General features: G+C 50.6%; 12 protein-coding genes. 10 read left to right on the plus strand and 2 right to left on the minus strand.

The window, feature by feature from the left end:
* Positions 1-169: 169 nt before the first annotated feature.
* A complete protein-coding gene (locus ACN0YN_RS09985; protein WP_417384859.1) occupies positions 170-1,879 on the plus strand; it encodes a 30S ribosomal protein S1 in 1,710 nt (569 codons plus the stop codon).
* A gap of 94 nt (positions 1,880-1,973) precedes the next feature.
* Here the strand turns inward: ACN0YN_RS09985 and ACN0YN_RS09990 are convergent, their stop codons facing one another.
* Positions 1,974-2,720, minus strand: coding sequence for a sugar phosphate isomerase/epimerase family protein (locus ACN0YN_RS09990; RefSeq protein ID WP_417384860.1), 747 nt, complete (start codon positions 2,718-2,720; stop codon positions 1,974-1,976).
* 396 nt (positions 2,721-3,116) lie between these two features.
* Here ACN0YN_RS09990 and ACN0YN_RS09995 point away from each other — a divergent pair, with 396 nt between their 5' ends.
* Together ACN0YN_RS09995 and ACN0YN_RS10000 are read left to right on the plus strand one after the other, a co-directional pair.
* Positions 3,117-3,533, plus strand: a complete 417-nt coding sequence (locus ACN0YN_RS09995; RefSeq protein ID WP_417384861.1) for a hypothetical protein — start codon at positions 3,117-3,119, stop codon at positions 3,531-3,533.
* A gap of 182 nt (positions 3,534-3,715) precedes the next feature.
* Complete coding sequence (locus ACN0YN_RS10000) at positions 3,716-4,213, plus strand: hypothetical protein (RefSeq protein WP_417384862.1); 498 nt, start codon at positions 3,716-3,718, stop codon at positions 4,211-4,213.
* A gap of 104 nt (positions 4,214-4,317) precedes the next feature.
* Here the strand turns inward: ACN0YN_RS10000 and ACN0YN_RS10005 are convergent, their stop codons facing one another.
* Positions 4,318-5,742: a sulfatase gene (locus ACN0YN_RS10005; protein ID WP_417384863.1), complete on the minus strand. Its 1,425-nt coding sequence runs from the start codon at positions 5,740-5,742 to the stop codon at positions 4,318-4,320.
* 285 nt (positions 5,743-6,027) lie between these two features.
* On the opposite strand from ACN0YN_RS10005, the gene ACN0YN_RS10010 reads away from it, so the two are divergent.
* The 7 genes from ACN0YN_RS10010 (at position 6,028) to ACN0YN_RS10040 (ending at position 16,166) form a co-directional block, all read left to right on the plus strand.
* Positions 6,028-6,567 carry a MarR family winged helix-turn-helix transcriptional regulator gene (locus ACN0YN_RS10010; protein WP_417384864.1) on the plus strand — a complete coding sequence of 180 codons (540 nt, stop codon included), beginning with the start codon at positions 6,028-6,030 and terminating at the stop codon, positions 6,565-6,567.
* A 65-nt stretch (positions 6,568-6,632) separates the two neighbouring features.
* Complete coding sequence (locus ACN0YN_RS10015; protein WP_417384865.1) at positions 6,633-9,410, plus strand: TolC family protein; 2,778 nt, start codon at positions 6,633-6,635, stop codon at positions 9,408-9,410.
* A gap of 256 nt (positions 9,411-9,666) precedes the next feature.
* The gene (locus ACN0YN_RS10020; protein ID WP_417384999.1) at positions 9,667-11,262 is read left to right on the plus strand and encodes an HlyD family efflux transporter periplasmic adaptor subunit; all 1,596 of its coding nucleotides are present in this window, start codon (positions 9,667-9,669) and stop codon (positions 11,260-11,262) included.
* Complete coding sequence (locus ACN0YN_RS10025; protein WP_417384866.1) at positions 11,259-11,972, plus strand: ABC transporter ATP-binding protein; 714 nt, start codon at positions 11,259-11,261, stop codon at positions 11,970-11,972. The genes ACN0YN_RS10020 and ACN0YN_RS10025 overlap by 4 nt, the downstream gene beginning before the upstream one ends.
* 57 nt (positions 11,973-12,029) lie before the next feature.
* Complete coding sequence (locus tag ACN0YN_RS10030; protein WP_417384867.1) at positions 12,030-13,370, plus strand: ABC transporter permease; 1,341 nt, start codon at positions 12,030-12,032, stop codon at positions 13,368-13,370.
* Between the two features lie 200 nt (positions 13,371-13,570).
* Positions 13,571-15,622, plus strand: coding sequence for a thioredoxin-like domain-containing protein (locus ACN0YN_RS10035; RefSeq protein ID WP_417384868.1), 2,052 nt, complete (start codon positions 13,571-13,573; stop codon positions 15,620-15,622).
* A gap of 271 nt (positions 15,623-15,893) precedes the next feature.
* Positions 15,894-16,166, plus strand: coding sequence for a 2TM domain-containing protein (locus tag ACN0YN_RS10040; protein ID WP_417384869.1), 273 nt, complete (start codon positions 15,894-15,896; stop codon positions 16,164-16,166).
* The last annotated feature ends 15 nt before the right edge of the window (positions 16,167-16,181 follow it).

Below are 16,181 nucleotides of genomic sequence, written 5' to 3' on the forward strand. Positions count from 1 at the left end.
GCAGGTCTGCTGCAGCGGTGATACCCTTTTAATTAGTCCGACAGGTTTTCGAGCCTGAAATGAAGAAGTTACTGCAGTCGGGTGGATGTCTGTCTGCAGCGGGCCTGACGAGCCTGTGAAACATTCCTGTATCTTGAAGTAAGTAATTAGGCGAGAAAGTTCATCTCCCATGAGTTCAGAACGACCATCTACTGAAGAAGTTAATACGAGTGAAGAAGCTTTGGAAGCGAAATCACCAGCCGATCAGGACCAGACAGAGACTCCTCAGGAGTCCGATGCCGGCGTGAATGAGGCGACCTCTTCAGCTCCTGCAGAAACTCCCCAGGCCGAAACACCTGCGGAACCAGAAGCAGCCGCAGCACAGGAAGCGGAAAAAACGGAACGCAAAGTTCAGTTGAAGCCGACGGTCGATCCGAATCAGTTCAAAGCCATTCCCGCAAAGGGCTCCAGCGCTGCTCCTGCTGCGAAAGCAGAAGATGGCGAGACAGAACCAGCGGTTGAACCCACCCAGGAACAGCTTCAGGAAGCAGCGATGATGCAGATTGCAGAAGCTGCGAAGCCAGTTGATATTCCTGGTGTTGATGATCTGGATGGGGATCTGGAAGCCGAACTCGCAGCAGCTTTATCAGGACAGGGAGCAAAGGAACTTCCCAAAACTCTGAGTGATGAAGAAGCTGCTGCCGAAGCCAAATCAGAAGATGCTCCCGCTGCACCTGCTGCAAAATCGGGTGCCGCTGAAGAAGGCATTAGCGAAGGCGATAAGTTAAAAGGGATCGTCGAATCCATCAACAACGACGATGTCTTTATCGATCTCGGTGCCAAAGCAATGGGAGTTCCCGGAATTGTTCCCCTGCGTCAGTTCGGCGAGAAAACACCTGTCATCGGCCAGGAAGTTGACGTCAAAGTCACCAGCGTGAAAGAAGCAGAAGGTCTGATCCAGCTTTCACTGCCACGCGGACATCATAAACCATCCGGTGACTGGGATGCGGTCTCTGCCGGCCAGGTTGTCGAATGTGTTGTCAATAAATCGAACAAAGGGGGACTGGAAGTCAACGTGGGAAGCTTGAGAGGCTTTCTCCCCGCCAGTCAGGTCGACCTGTATTTTGTGGGTGACCTCGAGCCTTTCGTGGGCCAGAAACTGACGGTTCAGATTACGGAAGTGAATCCCAAAAAACGCAATCTGGTTGTGAGCCGACGCAAGTATCTCGAATCAGAACGCGAAGAAATTCAGAAAGAGCTGTGGGAAAAACTGGCCATCGGTCAGGAACATACCGGAGTCGTGAAGAACATCAAAGATTATGGTGCGTTCGTGGATCTGGGAGGCATTGATGGCTTCCTGCATATCGGCGAGATCAGCTGGAACCGGATCAAACATCCCAAAGATGCTCTCAGCGAACATCAGCAGATCAATGTGAAAATTCTGAAGATCGATAAAGAAAAGAATCGCATCAGCCTGGGCATGAAACAACTGCAGCAGGATCCCTGGAAAATGGCCGAAGACCGTTATGCCACCGGTTCAACCGTCTCCGGAAAGGTCACCCGTACGACAGACTTCGGTGCATTCATCGAGTTGGAGCCAGGCCTGGAAGGTTTGATTCACATCAGCGAACTGGATCATCGTCGCGTGAAACGTGTGACAGAAGTTTTATCGACCGGCCAGGAGGCGACTGCGAAAGTTCTGGAAGTCGATCCCAACCGTAAACGGATCAGCCTGTCGATTAAAGCAATGATCGACAAGCCGGAAGCAGCTGAAGAACCAGTTGAAGAGCAGCCTGCTTACGAACGCAAACGCAAAGGACCACTGCTGGGTGGAAATGCGGATGAATCAACCGGTGGTGGAAGCGGTGGTCTGTTTGGTAATCCCAACGATTACAAATAAGCGATCTCTTCCACTTCAGATCAAAATAAAACAGACAGAGCCTTCAGCTGATGCGGAAGGCTCTGTCTGTTTCTGTATGGTGACTGGCAGAAGCTCAGATCACAACGGATTCCAGCAGCATTCTCAGTTTTCTCAATTCCAGTGCCCGGTCGGTATCTTTTAACAGTTCCGGGAGGAGTTCAACAGAAAGAAACTGATGATAGTCCTGACGTTCCAGCATGCTGATCAGGCGACTGTAATCGATTTCTCCCAGTCCGACAGGAACCTGAATCTGATCGGTAGTGGAATCACGCAGATGAATGTGGCAGACATACGGAAATACCAGGTCGTAAGACGTATTACTGAAGGGGCCACAGGTATAGTAACTCGGGTCAAGCGTCAGTCCCAGACCTTTCACAGACTGACAGAGTTCTGTCGCGGTCCGCGGGTCTTCGGTCAGTTGCCCTGTTTTCGTTTTGATGGAAAGTCGAATCCCGTCACGGCTGGCAATTTCCAGTAATGCTTTGAGTCGATCAATTTCCGTATTGAATGGCGTTCCCAGTGGAGATGCCGGGATAGTAATCTGTGCAATCCGCAACATCTTGGCCGCTTTGCACAGGGATTTGAATTCCGCCGGCTTGATATCGTTCTCCAGGCAGAAGGCGATCGGGGTCAACCGGGTTGTTTCCCGAAAACGCGAATAAAACTCTTCCGGTGATGTGACGACTTCAGATGGTTTCAGATGGTCGCTCTCTTCACTCATCCAGATTTCGATTTTATCGAACTCCAGATCGGTGAGACGCTCACAACTGACTTCAAATGATTCATCAGAAAAGCAACGTGATGATGCAGCTACAAACACGCCGAACACTCCCTTGTTGGCAAAGAACAAAGCAATATGAGCACTTCGTCACAGACGATGTCTTGCCTGAAAAAAACGCAAACTTTAAAACAGCCCACTTTAACTAATTTCACTGGTATGATTTTGTAGAGTAGGAAACTCCGATAATCTATCCCGGTTTTAACGATTCTGCAAGGTCGATCAGATTTGAATATTACGCCGGTTTTCCGATTCTTGGTGATTTTAACTATTGTTTGACTCGGAATGGCCGATAAAAGAATTAAGTCTTTTGCAGATCCTGTACGATTTCAAACCAGTCAGTATCCGTAGAATTCTCAGCAGGTATCAAATTATACCCAATGATGAGCGCGAACGGAAACACGCTCAAATTCAGTGAAACCGGGGGAAAGGAAGCCAATGAAGCCTCACTTTTTATGTCAGATGGCCGCTTGTCTGATTCTACCATTGTGCGTGGGATGTTCGAATAGCCAGGTCATTCGGGGTCAGTCGGCCGACGGAGAGTTCCTGATGCAGCAGCAGGCTGAAATGATGCAGAAGCATCAGCAGGCAATGCATCAACAGTATGCAGGCCAGCAGGCTCCCATCCAGCAGATGGGACATTATCGCCATGGCGGCGCTTACTGCCCACCGGGTGCAGGTGGCTGGAAAACCGGTCATAAAAATACCTATCACCAAAATAAACGTCCGAAGCACTATCAGACATACAAGTATGTCCCTCCTGCGGCCGTCTATCCACAGCCAAATCAGCCACTGGGGATTGTGCAGTATCCATATTACACGCACAAAGGGCCAGATGACTTCTTCCTGAAATAAGCAGTCAGGCAGTGAGATCACAGATCATTTATAAAGAGCCGATTGAGGCCAGACTCAATCGGCTCTTTTTTTATTTTCAAAACGGGGATGAATCGTTTTTCAGTTTTCATATATAATCTGACAGCAGTGAATCTGATTCCTGTATTCGAATGTATTTTATCACCTCTTTGACAGTTAAAAAAATGAATCATAACTCACCTGATATGGCACAGACGATCAAAGCCATTGAGTCAATCGCTCCCGATGGCTACGGCCGCATGTCGATTCCCTGCGAAACCGATGAAGAGCTCCAGGAACAGATCGAAATAGCACTGCAGTTTGAAAGCCGTAAAGATTTTCTGCTGAATCAGCGTGGCGTAGATAACCTGCTGAAATTTGTCGAGCGCATGGCTTCTGAGTGTATGCGAGAGGCTCGCTTCGAAGACTGTCTGCAGGCAGCCCGCTCTCTGGAACTCCTGCTTTCTCAGCCCGATACTGATAAGCACCCCCTGATGGTCGCGATGGCTTTAATTCATGATGCCTACATGCGTCTGCCTGATCCGCGACCGGGATTTGATGCGATTCAATTACCCCTCTTCTGTGCGGAATGGGACCGTTTCGACCAGGAAAAATACAGTAAAGCAGTCCATTTTCGCATCAGGGAAGAACCGGATGGCCCCCGTTATATCTGCTACTGGTAGGTAGAGCCCCACGGAAGAACGCTATCGCTGTTTGATAGCGTCCCCTTCTCTGTTCTTCTCGATCCAGATTGCTCTGTCAGTCTGTTATCGTATCCGGAAACCGGCTAATTCGGCAGTGGAATTTCCAGTTGTGACGGAACCGGTTTTACTGTTTTCTGAAACTGCTCTGCTGCCGCTTTCAGCTCTTTGATGACATTAGGATGGTTTTTGGCCACGTCGTACTTTTCGGACGGATCATGTTCGAGGTGATACAGAACCGGCGGATTGTGTTCCTGAAATGGCTCGTTTCCATAGGCGGGTTTCGTGATAAAGTGTGCTTTCCACGGACCCTTGCGTAACGCCATCAGTTTTGTGCCTCGATAGTAGGCCATGATTTCGCGGGGACTGTTCCCCCCTTCCAGCAAAACAGGGGTGAGATCCACTCCATCCACCACCCGGTCAGTGGGGACGTTTCCTCCCGCCAGTTTGATGGATGTGGTGTAGATGTCCAGCGTGCTCCCCAGCTCCTGCGATACGGAACCGGAAGGGATATGACCGGGCCACCAGGCGAGCGTTGGTTCACGCATCCCCCCTTCCCAGGTGCTTCCTTTTCCGTCCCGCAACAGACCAGCTGATCCCCCCTGCTCGTTAAAGATCAGCCAGGGACCATTATCACTGCAGAACCAGACAATCGTATTCTGGTCCAGGCCTTGTGTTTTGAGTTCTTCCAGAATCTGACCGACGCTCCAGTCAATTTCTTCAATCACGTCGCCGTACAATCCGCGACGGCTTTGATCCTGAAACTCTTTGGAACGAAAGAGAGGCACGTGAGGCATATTGTGTGCGAGGTAGATAAAGAAGGGCTGCTTTTTGTACTGTTGAATCAGCTTGATTGTTCCTTCCGTATAGCGTTTTGTGATTGTGGTTTGATCAGCCGGCTGTTCAACGATTTCCTGATCACGCATCAGGGGGACGTTCCAGTATTTGACTTCCGGTTTCAGGAAAATACTACGCCCCAGCTTACGGTCTGCGATTCGATCCATGTCGTTGGAGTAAGGAATCCCGAAATAGCTGTCGAAGCCGTTACTCGTAGGCAGAAACTGAGGCAAATGACCCAGGTGCCATTTACCGACACACGCCGTCTGATAACCGGCTGCTTTTAAAGCTTCCGCCAAAGTGACTTCGCTCGCAGGAATTCCGCCGCCTGAATTGGGGAACAGCACTCTTCGTTTGTCACTGCACATGCCTGAGCGGATGGGATAGCGCCCCGTCATCAAAGCGGCTCGACTGGGAGTGCACACCGGCGCAGCCGAGTAAAACTGGGTGAATTTCATCCCCTCTGCTGCCATCTGATCCAGGGCAGGAGTCTTGATCGTCGGGTGCCCGAAGCAGGCCAGATCCCCATATCCAAGGTCGTCGGCGTAAATCACGATGACATTCGGTTTGGGAGCTGCGTAAATTCCGTGGGTTGAGGACAAGAGTGAAAATAGGGCAAACAGGGTGGCCGCGTACTTGGATGCTGAGTGACGAGCGAGGGCGGATCGTTTCATGTAAAGCGTTCTCCCGGATGGGGTTTCGAGTAATTCAATCTAACTGTTTCTTATTGATTGTTCCGACTTTCCAGCGGCAGTGCAACCTGAAATCGGTTTTTACTTATGTAAAACTTTGCGGGTTATGCCGATAACTCCTTCAGATACTAATACTTCATGTCCGAAATATGAAGAAGGGCATTTGCGCTGTCCGTCGTTTGCAGCGTTCATTATTGGAAATGGGTTGGAAGAATCAGTTGAAGGCTGAAATATATGGAAGTGGAAAATAATTCGAAATTCGATTCAATGTCTGGTCCCGCTGACTGGCGTTCCCTGCAGCATCATGAGAGCGTCGAGCAGATCGATCTTTTAATCCGCACCGCACATCTGATACGGGTTGCTTTGAATCAAAGTTTCTCACAGCTGGAAATCAATGAAGTTCGCTATTCTGCATTGAAGGTAATCGACTCGGTCACCGAGGCCGGCTGTTCACAATCAGAACTGGCACGCAAGCTGGGGCAATCGGAGTCCAATATCTGTACTTTGATTGAACGCATGGAAGGCGACCAGCTGGTCATTCGCCGTCAGTCTCAAAAGGATCGGCGGAAGCGCGTGCTCGAAGTGACTGAGCAGGGTGCTCAATTACTGGAACGGGTGAAGACCTTTCACGGGATCGTATCGCAGCGCCTGCTGGGAACACTCTCTGCCGATCAGCGCAGACAGTTGAATGGCATGCTGCAGTCATTGTTAAAGTCGGCGCACATTCAGCGTTCGCAACGGGAAACCGTGAAGTCGTTTCCCGATACAACGGGACCGTTTCCATTTCAGGGCTCACCCGCCGCATAGTCATTCCTTATATCTCTCTTCAAAACTACCAGGCTATTAACTAATTCTGTAACGGATGCTCATTCATGAGGCGCACAAGTCTGATTTCCTGTTGTGAAACGTACAAGCCAGTTCTTTCTGTCGCGATGACGGTTTGTCTGGTCGTACTGACAGCCGGTTGTTCTCCTACATTCTGGGCCGATCAGGCTAACACGGACAGCTATGAAATTCTGGCTGAGAAAGCCAACGATCCGGCGTGGGAAGTTCCACGTTATGATGTGGAACCTGATCCCCGCAGTCGTTTTTATGATCCCTATGATCCGAACCACGAACCCCTGCCTCCCGACGATCCGGCGGCCAATGTTTACATGCACTGGCTGCAGTGCAAAAAAGGCTATAAGAGCTGGCACAAATTTGGCCGTGCTCTCAGTATCGAAAACCCGGACTGGCTCGTGCAGTACGGCATCAGCCCTGAATTAAGTGCCGAAATCGCTGCTTCGGGGAATTCGTTGCCTGGTACGCAATTACCGGCGCTCGAAGATGTGACCCTGCGGGAAACCATTGAGATTGCTAACATTAATAGCCGGGAGTATCAGTTTCAAATTGAAAACCTGTTTCTGGCCGCTCTGGATCTGACGTTCGGACGGTTCCAGTTTGATGTGCGTTACCTGGGCGTAGGGGGACAGAATCCCCAGGTGGATCTGAATCGTCGTCGACTGCAAAACGGGACTCAGGAACTGGACCTCGGCAGCCGTATTGGCGTTAACCAGGTACTGCCCAGTGGTGCACAATGGGCGGCGGAGCTGGCGAATAATACGCTCTGGCTCTTTTCCGGTTCAAATCAGACAACGTCTGTCAGTGTGCTTTCTTATTCACTCGTGCAACCCCTGCTGTTCGGGGCGGGACGGAAAGTGGTCTTGAATAATCTGACACAGGATGAACGAAACGTTTTATATCAGACACGAACGCTCGCGCGCTTCCGTAAAATATTTTTTACACAGAACGTGGCAGGCGGAAACGGGTTTCTACAGTTGTTACAGCAGCTGCAGGTGATTTACAACGAACGTGATAACATCAAGCGACTCGAACGCCAGGTGGAAATCCTGAGAGCGCTCTCTTCACAAAAACCGAAAGTGCAGTCGGAGCGTCTGGAAAAACTGCCCGAGAACTGGATCATTCCGCCAGACCTGGTAGAGAAACTCGAATTCGATGAAGAGTCGCGTTTGCTCTCCTGGAAAGGTGATATGACCGCAGCTCAGGAAAAACGACTGCTGGCACTGAGTGATGAAGATTCTTTTCAGGCGACAGCAGGCGAACTCGTGCAGCGCATTCGTACCGAAGTGGTCACACTGGATGTCGCCCAGCTGGAAACCAGACTGGCACAGTCGATCAATCGTCTGCGTACTCTCGAGCGGTCCTATCAGGATTCACTGGGAAGTTTCAAACTCTTTCTGGGTCTGCCTCCCAACATGCCCATGAGCATTGATGAATCATTGCTGAAGCCATTCCAGTTGATTGATCCCCTGCTGCCGGAAATTGAACAGGAGATCTATGACTATGTCGAAGTCTGGGCTCAGGTCTATGTCGAAGACTGGGAAGATCCCAATCTGGTCCCGCCCACAACGGCTGAACTGCTCAAGGTGGTGGAAGGCCTGGAAGTCTTGCAGAATCGCCTCGAAAAAGATGCTCTGCTGACGCTGGAACAGGACATCAAGAATGTGGATCTGTTGCTGGGCGACAGCCAGGAAGGGGTCTCTGAGGAAATTCTGGCCTTACGCAAACGCCGCTTCCTGTCGAACGACGATCGGGACCGGGTCCGCCAAAGTACGGCAAATGATATACGACTGTACTCTGGTGTCCGCAAGGAAATTCAGGAGATCAAAAGTCGTCTGCAGGGACTCAAAGGCTTTTTGAGCGAGGAAACGCTCTCCAATGCCCAGAAAAAACAAATTATTCTGGAAATGGCTAACCTGCGGGAAGACATGCTCAGAACTTCGCAGGGGATGCAGGTGATCGAAATCGGTCTACGGGTGGAACTCATTACCCTGGAACCATTTACGATGGATATTTCTGAAGTGGTACAGATTGGTCTGGAGAACCGGCTCGACCTGATGAACCAGCGCGGATTCGTGATGGATGCCAGAAGATTGATGGAAGTGCGGTCTAATTCTCTCGAAGCGGTGTTAAATGTCGTAGTAGAAGGAGACGTAAGTACGCCTCTCGGCCAAAATAAGCCTCTCGACTTCCGCGGTAGTCAGGCTGGATTGCGGGCAGGTGTCGAATTTACGGCTCCATTGTCATTAGTACAGGAACGAAATGCCTATCGTGAATCTCAAATCGAATATCAGAGACAGCGTCGTACCTTCATGGAGGCACAGGACAATGTCAAATATGATATTCGTGAGAGCTGGCGACAGCTGAATGTACTCCGTCAAAACTTTGAAACATCTCGGGTTCAGATTCGTCTGGCAGCACTGCAGTACGACAGTGCAGTCGAGGCGACCTCCGATCCTGCCCAGGCCGGTCGAAACCAGGGGTTAAATCTGTTAAATGCGTTATCTTCCGTATTGGAAGCACAAAACAGTTTAATCAGCAACTGGGTAAATTATGAACAAAACCGACTTAACATCTATCGAGATATGGGTATCATGGAGATAGATGAAAATGGCATTTGGAAAGACGATTTCTATCAACACCGCGCGGGAATAATCAGGCCTACCAATGAGCACCGCCAATCCACCCCAGGAACAACAGAAACAAGAGTCACTGCAGGAGAAGACATCCAACCAGTCGTCTTCCGGCCTGCAGCCGAACTCAACGCACTCACCGAAACAGAAGAAGAGCCAGCGCAGGCGCCCCAGTAAATCAGTAGTGCTGATCATCACACTGCTTGTTGTCGGGATCCTTGTCCTGACGATACCCGTCTTGCGCGCACCACTCTTTTCTGCTTTTTCTTCTGGTTCAAAGAAGAATACCACTTACATCACCGACAAGGTGACCAGAGGTCCGTTCCGGGTGTCAGTGACCGAACGCGGTCAGCTTGACAGTTTGAACAATGTGACCCTGTCCAGCAAAGTCAAAGGCTTTACGACCATCATCAGTATTGTTCCCGAAGGGACAATGGTTGAGAAAGGGGACGTCGTTTGTGAACTTGACTCATCCCTGCTGGTCGATAAAGAAAAACAGCAGCAGATTCAGGTGACCCAGGCCGAAGCCGAACTGAAACAGGCTGAAGAGAACGTGGCGATCCAGAAGACCCAGAATGAAAGCGATACCTCGGCTGCGGAACTGGCATTGGTACTGGCGAAACTTGATCTGGCGAAATTTCTCGAAGGGGAATCGCAGCGCGATCTCAACGTGAAAGAGGGCGCGATCACCAAAGCGCGTGAAGACCTGCAGCGAGCTGAAGAGACATTTGAATTTTCGAAACGCATCGCCAAAAAAGGCTATAAAAACCAGAACGACGTGGAAGCTGACCGCATTACTGTCGTGAAAGCAGAGATTGATCTGGAGATCGCCAAGGAAGATCTCAAAGTAGAAAAAGACTACGTTCAGACCCGCAAGCATAAAGAGCTGGAAGCGGACGTCACTGAAAAAGAACGAAACCTGGAACGTGTCAAACGCCAGGGGGTTGCCACACTCGCTCAGTTTGACGCACGCCTGAAAGCCAGTCAACTGACCTACGAAGTGGAAAAGAGTGAGCTGGAACGGATCCGAGAGCAGATCGTGGCCTGTAAACTGATTGCGCCCCAGAATGGTCAGGTCGTCTATGCCAACCAGGACAGCGGTCGTCGCAGCAGTGGTGAAGATGTCATTGAAGAAGGAACGGAAGTTCGCGAACGTCAATCCATTATTCAACTCCCTGACTTCTCGCAGATGAAAGTGGATGCCCGCATTCACGAATCAAAAATCAGTATGATCAAGCAGGGTCTGCCTGTTGATATTCGCGTCGATGCCTTTCCGGAACAACTCTATCGCGGGGTTGTCGATCAGGTTTCCTCAGTGCCGATTTCATCCAACTGGATGCGGCCCGACTTGAAAGAGTACAAAGCCACAATCCGCATTCTGCCTGATAATGGTGACATCACCAAACTCAAACCAGGTTTGACTGCCGAAATTGAAATTCGCGTTGATCAGCGCCCCGATATTCTTCAGGTGCCAGTACAGTCTGTGATCACGATTGGCGAACAGCGCTATATCTTTATTCTAAGTCCGGATGGATCGGCAGATCGCAGAGAAGTCAAAATCGGACAGGCCAGTGATACCATGATCGAAATCATGTCGGGTGTCGAAGCGGGTGAAGAAGTGATTTTAAATCCACGGACCCACTTTGCCGATGAGCTGATCGATCTGGAAGAACAACTGGCCATGGCAAAGAAAAAGCAGGCTGAGAAACAGGGCCCCGGTAGTGTCGATGCAAAGTCGGGTGGTCCCGCTCCTGGAAATGCTGGCGGTCAAAAACCGAGTGGCGAATCATCAGAAAAGAAAAAACCTGCTGGCGGAAATGCAGGCGGCATGCTGCAGCGTCTGGATAAGGACTCGGATGGGAAAATTTCCAAAGAGGAAGCTCCGGAACGCATGCAGGAACGCTTTGATGAACTCGATGCCAACAAGGATGGTTTTCTGGATGCAGGCGAACTCAGTAAGCTCCGAGGTGCAGGCGGCCCTGGTGGTGGATCAGGAGGCCCGAGACCTGGCGGAGAGAAACGACCATGAAACTTGCTGCTCAAGTTGTCGATCTCACCAAGTTCTATGATCTGGGATCGGTCGTCGTCAAAGCGCTGAGAGGTGTGTCTACAGACTTTCCTGAAGGGGATTTTGTAGCCATCATGGGTTCTTCTGGAAGCGGTAAAAGTACCATGCTGAACCTGCTGGGGGCGCTGGACCGTCCCACCAGCGGCCAGTACATCCTCGGCGGACGCGATGTCTCGACCCTGGATGATGATGAACTCTCCGAGATGCGGAACGATATGATCGGTTTTATCTTTCAGTCGTTCAATCTGATCTCGCAATATACCGTACTCGAAAATATTGAAGTCCCCCTGCTCTACCGGGCCGGTTACCCGGCGATTGGACGCGTTGAGCGGGAGTGGTGTATGGAACTGGCCCGCATGGTCGGGCTGGGTGATCGCATGGATCACCGCCCTTTTCAGTTGTCCGGGGGACAGCAGCAGCGCGTGTCTATTGCCCGCGCCTTAGTCAATGATCCACAAATTATTCTCGCAGACGAACCTACGGGTAACCTGGATTCCGCTACCGAAGCGGAAATCATGGGTATCCTCCACAATCTGAATGCGGAGGGGCGTACGATTATCATGGTGACCCACGAACCGGGGATCGCCAAACAGACCAAGCGTCAGATTGTGATGAAAGATGGTCTCATCGAAAGTGAAACCATTCTGCAACAGGCCGTCCCTGCCTCTTAACGCGACGGAGCGTCGCCCTTTTAATTCTTCATTCTGTTTTACATCCAGGCACTTCGCATGTCCCGTATCATTCGTATCGTTCGGCTCGCTTTAAAAAGCCTGATGCTGCATAAGCTGAGGTCCGGGCTGACGATGCTGGGTATCGTGTTTGGTGTATTCTCCGTGATTGCGATGCTGGCGATTGGCGAAGGTGCCAGTGCCCAGGCACAGAAGCAGGTGCTCGAACTGGGGGCCACAAATGTCATCGTCCGCAGTGTCAAGCCGCCGCATGAGGTCACGCAGTCTTCCACACGCAGCCGCGTGCTGCAGTACGGCCTGCTGCGTTCTGATTATAAAATCCTGACAGAGACCCTGCCCACCATTACCAGTGCCGCCCCGATTCGCGAAGTCGATCGGGAAATCCGTTATCTCAAAGAAGCCATGAATGCCCGCGTCGTGGGTTGCACCGCCGACTATCTGGATATGAATCATCTTATGCTCTCACAAGGGCGGTTCCTGACAGGCAGTGATCAAGAGAAACTGTTGAATGTGGCCGTCATTGCGAATGAAGTGGCCAACAGCCTGTTTAAATTTGAGGACCCGCTCGGCAAGTCCATTCGTATCGGTCCCATGTTTTACATTGTGGTAGGCGTTACGAAAGACAGAACCGCCTCCGCGGCGATTGGCGGCAGCCTTTCCGGGCAGGATTATAACAAAGACGTCTATATTCCCATCAAAACCCTGCAGGCGCGCGAAGGGGATCTGGATATCAAAAATCAGGCTGGCAGTATGACAGCCGAACACATTGAACTCAATCAGATCACGCTGCGTGTGAATCATAAAGATGCTGTATTGCCAACCGCCCAGGCAATTCGAGAGACACTCGATCAGTCACACCCGCGCACGAAAGACTATGCAGTAGTAGTACCTTTGGAACTGTTAAAACAGGCAGAACAGATCCGGATGATCTTTAACGTCGTGTTGGGATCGATCGCCGCCATCAGTCTGGTGGTGGGTGGCATCGGGATTATGAACATCATGCTGGCGACCGTGACTGAGCGCACACGTGAAATCGGAGTGCGACGCGCGCTGGGCGCGCGTCAAAGAGACATCATCGAACAGTTCCTGACGGAAACCATCGTGCTTGCCGGGTCGGGAGGATTGATTGGAGTGGTGTTTGGATTGCTGACGCCCGTTACCTTTCTGGGGATTCAGTGGTTCGTGCAGAATTTTGTCATGGAAGGGAGCTCAGCGGGATCGGAAGTCGGCCGCATGTTTTTTGATCTGCAACCCCAGATTGCTTTCTGGAGCCTGCCTGTTGCTTTTGGAATCTCGGTGACCATCGGGATTATCTCCGGCATTTACCCGGCGATTTCTGCAGCACGCCTCGACCCGATTGAAGCACTCAGGCACGAGTAAACTTCTGGTTTCTCTCTGCAGTTTCACAGTTCGTTTCATTATATGGAATGGAAAGAATCTGATTTCCTCTGTGAAAAAATCAGGTTGAACTGTTCCCCTGCACTGCCTGCCACTTACAATAGCAGTGTGCTCACATCGCAGCACCCGCATCCTATTTTGAACCTGCCCCAGTTTGCCAACCAGAAGATGGAGAATCAGGCATGCCAGGAAAGCCAGCTTTTCTGAATCAGATCCCCTGCACTGTTGCACTTATTACTCTGCTGTTCGCCGGCTGTGTTTCGTCCGCTCAGGCTGATGAAAAAACTCCCGGTGATCCGGCAGATACCGAAATCAAAAATCCCTTTCCGGATCGTCCCAAAGCACCCAACATTGATGGTGGCGTCGAGTGGTTGAATACTTCCGGTGAAATCACACTGAAAGACCTGAGAGGCAAAGTCGTCCTGATTGATTTCTGGACTTATTGCTGTATCAACTGCATGCATGTGCTGCCTGACCTGGCGTACCTGGAAAAGAAGTATCCCAACGAACTGGTCGTTATCGGCTGTCACTCTGCCAAATTTGATAATGAAAAAGAGACCGATAATATTCGCCGCGCCATTCAGCGTTACGAAATCAAACACCCGGTCATCAATGATGCCAACATGACGGTCTGGCGGAAGTTTGGGGTGCGTGCCTGGCCGTCGATGGTCCTGATTGACCCGGAAGGAAATTACTGCGGGCATCTGTCAGGTGAAGGCAATCGGGAACTGCTCGATAAAGTTCTGGAGAAAGTGATCGCCTATCATCGCGCCAAAGGCACACTCGATGAGACTCCCGTGCATTTTGAACTGGAGTCGGCCAAATTAAAACCGACGCCACTCAAGTTTCCGGGCAAACTGCTGGCTGATCCGGCACATCAAAGATTATTCATTTCCGATAGTAATCATAACCGGATCGTCATTGCGTCGCTGGATGGAAAACTGATCGATGTGATCGGCTCCGGTCAGATTGGTAACAAAGACGGCGATTACAAAACCGCTGCCTTCGATCACCCGCAGGGAATGACTCTGGTGGGGAACACGCTCTATGTGGCTGATACGGAAAATCATCTGATCCGGACCGTCGATCTCGATAAAAAACAGGTCGCGACTCTGGCAGGTACCGGAGAACAGGCGCGTTTTCGTTCTGCTGGCGGGAAACTGAAAGAAGCCGCTCTCAACAGTCCCTGGGCTCTGGCGGTCATCGATGATGTACTCTACATCTGCATGGCGGGACCACATCAGATCTGGTCGCACAAACTTGGCTCCGACGAGATCGGCGTTTACGCCGGCTCCGGACGCGAAGATATTACCAACGGACCACTCGAAACCTCTGCGTTTGCGCAGACATCAGGCATCGCTGTTGACGGTGAAGTGTTCTACGTAGTCGACAGTGAAGGTTCTGCGGTTCGCAAAGTGGACACGAAAAACAAAACTGTGACGACCGTCGCTGGAACATCAGATCTCGAACGGGGACGCTCACTGTTCGAATTCGGCGATAAAGATGGAGTCGGCGAAGAAGCCCGTCTGCAGCATCCGCTGGGCGTGCTCTATGATAACGGGCGTCTGTTTATCGCCGACACGTATAATCATAAACTGAAGACCATTGATCTGAAGACGAACGAAGTAAAAACGTTTCTGGGAACCGGCAAGGATGGAAACAGCCTGAACCCGGTTGAGTTTTCTGAACCATCAGGTCTGGCGAAAGTGGGCAATCGACTGTTTGTGGCTGATACCAACAACCAGCGAATCTGTGTGGTGAATCTGGATGATAACAAAGTCAGTGAATTCAAAATCGCAGGTTTAACGCCTCCCAGTCTGCCGAAAACCGTCGATGACAGTTTTACTGCTGCTGCAGACAAAACGCTGAAAGTGGCATCCCAGAAAGTGATTCCTGGTGTTGCTGTAAAAATTAATGTCTCTCCCCGACTGCCTGCAGAATATAAACTTTCCCCTTTGGCACCGGTGAAGTTTACCCTCAAGTCAGCAGAGAATCCTGACGTGGTTCTGGCTCGGGGAAAAGGGGCCGTCGAAGGAGATCGACTGGTACTGCAGTTACCCGCCATGAAGCAACTGACGGGCACCTACGTTTTGAATCTGCGGTTTGGCTACTGTCGCGATGGAGTAGGCGGCTTATGTAAACAGCACTCTGCACAATGGAACATTCCTCTACAGGCTGAAAAAGAGTCTAAAAACGACACGGTTTCCCTGTCTCTGGATCTTTCAAAAGAGTAATTTCCTTCAAAAAATAATTAATCGAACGGTTGCTGATCTCTCATTCTGACTGGACAGCAACCGTTTTTTTAATCCTCAAGTCCGGTAAAGAACGATGCCAATCACAGTGATTTACCTCTAATACCGGAATTTCAGCTACTTACGGACAATGTGGGACTGTCGTGCCAGACTGGCATAGCAATTGCGATTCTTATTCCAGGCAGACAACTCACAAGCGAACTCTTTTTTTACCAGGGTCTGCGGTATAAAATCTGAGACAGGAGGAACCGTAATGACTGAAAATCAAAAAAATTACGATCTGGCGAAAGAACGGGTCGAGAAGAAAATGGGGTTTGTGATTCATAGCGGTGTCTACGTAGTAGTCAATGCCGGCCTGATCGCGTTAAACCTGACGCGGTCTCCCGACAAATACTGGTTCATCTGGCCTTTGTGTGGCTGGGGGATTGGCATTGTGTTTCACGCCATCAAGGTGTTCGGCCCTTCCAGTACGACAAGCCTGAAAGAAAAAATGATTGAGAAGGAACAGGCGAAACTCAATCATTAAATTAGAACTCTAATA

This window comes from Gimesia sp. (genome assembly GCF_048260065.1).
GTDB lineage: Bacteria > Planctomycetota > Planctomycetia > Planctomycetales > Planctomycetaceae > Gimesia.